The organism is Actinoplanes sp. NPDC048791 (assembly GCF_040650095.1).
Classification (GTDB): domain Bacteria; phylum Actinomycetota; class Actinomycetes; order Mycobacteriales; family Micromonosporaceae; genus Actinoplanes.
Window position 1 is genome coordinate 1 of the sequence record NZ_JBEZGQ010000940.1, and the last position, 3,274, is coordinate 3,274.

General features: G+C 71.8%; 3 protein-coding genes. 1 reads left to right on the forward strand and 2 read right to left on the reverse strand.

Annotated elements, in window-relative coordinates:
* Together AB0C29_RS40095 and AB0C29_RS40100 are read right to left on the reverse strand one after the other, a co-directional pair.
* On the reverse strand, positions 1–202 hold a 202-nt coding region (locus AB0C29_RS40095; RefSeq protein ID WP_360832084.1), incomplete at its 3' end, for a helix-turn-helix transcriptional regulator.
* A 94-nt stretch (positions 203–296) separates the two neighbouring features.
* Complete coding sequence (locus AB0C29_RS40100; RefSeq protein ID WP_360832086.1) at positions 297–2,126, reverse strand: LamG domain-containing protein; 1,830 nt, start codon at positions 2,124–2,126, stop codon at positions 297–299.
* Positions 2,127–2,356: 230 nt separating this feature from the next.
* Between AB0C29_RS40100 and AB0C29_RS40105 the strand changes: the two genes are divergently transcribed.
* The coding region (locus AB0C29_RS40105; protein WP_360832089.1) for a LacI family DNA-binding transcriptional regulator at positions 2,357–3,274 on the forward strand (918 nt) is incomplete at its 3' end.

The window sequence follows — 3,274 nt, forward strand, 5'->3', positions numbered from 1 at the left end:
CCTCCGGTGAGGCGTTGGACGACTGGCCCTGCTCCAGCCGGGAGTAGTAGGACGCGCTGACCCCGGCCAGCAGCGCCAGCTCCTCGCGGCGCAGACCGGGCACGCGGCGCCGGTCGCCGTACGTGCTCAGCCCCACGTCCTGCGGCCGCAGCTGCGAGCGCCGGGTCTGCAGGAACTCGCCGAGCTGTCGTTTCGCGTCCATGGCACCGAGTATGGGCAGCCCGTACGGGACCCAGCCACACCCTGCCGGTGGGAGGCACGGCGGTGGGACCCGCCGTGCCTCCCGGATACGGCTGTCAGCCGACGCTGATCCAGACGTCGTCGAGGCTGCCGTGGAACTGGTCGTTGTTCACGCCCGTGCCCTTGCCGCCGATGCTCAGCGGCTGCGGGGTGACGACCTCGAGCGTCGCCGGCACCGTCGCGCTGCCGCCGTCCTTGTCGTCGACGAGGATGCTGAGCGAGGTGCCGGTCCGCCGGCACTCGATGGTGTGCCAGTCGCCGTCCGCGACCGACGTCTGGCTCTTGGCGACGTGGATGGCCGGGTCGGTCTTGTCGCTCATCACGCAGCTGGGCTTGCCGGAGATGCCGTCGACCTGGAGCTTGTACTGGCCGCCGGCGGTGGAGTAGCCCTTCTGCATGATGTTCTCGCCCGACGAGGTCTCGGCCGGCGAGAGCAGCACGTTCGCGCCGTACCGCAGGTTCTTGCTGCCCGGGTTGAGGTCCGGCACGTCGGTGGCCTGGAGCACGACCCGGGCGCACGCGGTGCCCGCGCACTTGGCCGGGAAGGCGATGCCCTGCCCGGCGCCGTGCGGGACGGTCTTGACCGCGCCGCCGTTGACCGCCAGGGCCTTGAGCAGGTGACCGTTGCCGGAGCCGTCGTCGAACGTGCCGTCGGTGACGGTGGAGTCGAAGTTGTACGACGCCACGTACGGCGACGCCGGCGCGACCGGCGCCGCCTCGGGTGCGTTCGGGCCCCCGAAGGCGGCGTAGCGCTTCTGCGCGGAACCGGCCAGCGTGGTGAAGTCACCGCCGATGCTGAGCAGGCCGATGGCCGGGTTCGCGGCGAGCGTCCGGACCCCCACCACCCCGTTGGCCTGCGGCGCCCACTCGGTCAGGTTGCCGGCGCCGTCCACGGCGGCGAGCTTGACCCGCGGTACGGAACCGTCGGTGCACACGCCCTTGACGCCGTTGTTGGTCGTCGTGCAGGCCTTGTCGAAGTGCCCGCCGACGTACGTCGTGCCGTCAAGGGTGGCGATCGCCTGCGCGTCGCCGTCGAAGACCCGGGTCCAGCGGGCCGCGCCGCCGAAGGTGTACGCGACGGCCCGGCCGCCCTGGCCGCCGAGGGCGGCGTACACGCCGTTGGCGTCGGCGGTCAGCGCGAAGACCTGCGAGACCGGCTTGGGCAGGAAGCTCTTGTCCAGCTGCGCGGTGGTGCCGTCGACCGCGGTGAGCCGCAGCGTGGAGCTGACCCCGTTGGTCTTGTGGAAGCCGCCGCCCAGGTAGACCCGGTTGCCGTAGACGGCCAGCGCGTTCACGGTGTTGTCGGTGGTCGGCGCCCAGCCCTCGAGCGCGCCGGTGGCCAGCGAGAACGCGGCCAGATTGGTCCGCGGCGCGCCGTCGACGGAGGTGAGCCGGCCGGCCACGTAGAGCCGGCCGTTGCCGACCGCGAGGGCGTTGGGCTGGCCCAGCACGGTGTGCTTGAGGGTGGTCGGCTTGCCGGTGCTCGCGTCGACCCCGGCGACGGCGTCGCGGGCCATGCCGGCGACCTTGTCGAAGTCACCGGCGGCGTAGACGGTGGTGCCGTCGACGGCCAGGGCCCGCACGGTCGCGTCGGCTCCGGGGTTCCAGGCCAGCAGAGCGCCGGTCCGCGCGTCGTAGGCCGCGAGCCGCTGCCGGGCCACGGTCTTGCCGCCGATCAGGGCGCCGGTGAAGTTGCCGCCGACGTAGACCACGTCACCGCGGTGGGCGAGCGCGTACACCGGGCCGTTGAACGACGGCGACGGTGTCGGTCTGCCCGACACGACCTCGGCGACGGCGACGCCGCCCACGGCGGCGACGACGGTGGTGACGCCGACGAGGACCAGCCGGCGTACTACAGATTTTCGGCCATTTCGGTTATTACGCACAACGCAAGCGAACGGCGCGCGCGCCCAAAGGACGCGAGCGCCGAGCCGGCAAACGGCTCAGATAATCGACCGAAAGGCTATAAAAGGTACGGGGATCATCCGACGGGGTGACGGGAGAGACGGAGACCGGGGGCGATCGATATTCGCGGGCGCTAATACGTTTCATGTTTTCCGCGAGGGACTGTGGAATACTTCCGAAAACTGCATCCGAAACTTACGAGGAGACGCCAGTGGCCCGCGTGACCATCGCCGCGATCGCCCGCGAAGCCGGGGTCTCGGTACCCACGGTCTCCCGGGTGCTCAACGGCCGCGCCGACGTGTCGCCGCAGACCCGCGAGACCGTGGAGAACCTGCTCAAGCAGCACGGATACCGGCGGCGGGCCTCCCGCCAGCAGGCCGGCAAGGCGGCTCTGGTCGACCTGGTCTTCAACGACCTGGACAGCCCGTGGGCGGTCGAGCTCATCCGGGGCGTCGAGGACGTCATGCACACCTCCGGGGTCGGCACGGTCGTCTCGGCGGTGCACCGCCGCAGCACCGCGACCCGGCAATGGCTGCAGAACCTCTACGCCCGGGCCTCCGACGGCGTGATTTTCGTTACTTCCGACGTGAGCACGCCGGTCTACGCGGAGCTCCAGCGGCTCAACATCCCGGTCGTGGTGATCGACCCGGCCGGCGGCGCCATGGTCGACGTGCCGACGATCGGCGCGACCAACTGGGCCGGTGGCCTGTCGGCGACCCAGCACCTCGTGCAGCTCGGGCACCGCCGGGTCGGCTTCGTCGCCGGCCCGAAGAACCTGCTGTGCAGCCGGGCCCGGCTGGACGGCTACCGCGCGGGCCTGGAGGCCGCCGGGCTCACCCCGGACGAGGGCCTGATCCGCCAGGGCGACTTCCTCTACGACTCGGGCTTCGCCGGTGGCGCGTCGCTCCTGGCCATGGCCGACCCGCCGACCGCGATCTTCGCCTCCAGCGACACGATGGCGCTGGGCGTGCACGAGGCGGCCCGGCAGCGCGGCCTGCGCGTGCCGGACGACCTGAGCGTGGTGGGCTTCGACGATCTGCCCGAGGCGCGCTGGGCGTCGCCGCCGCTCACCACGGTGCGGCAGCCGCTGGCCGAGATGGGCGGCCTCGCCGCCCGCAGCATCCTGCGG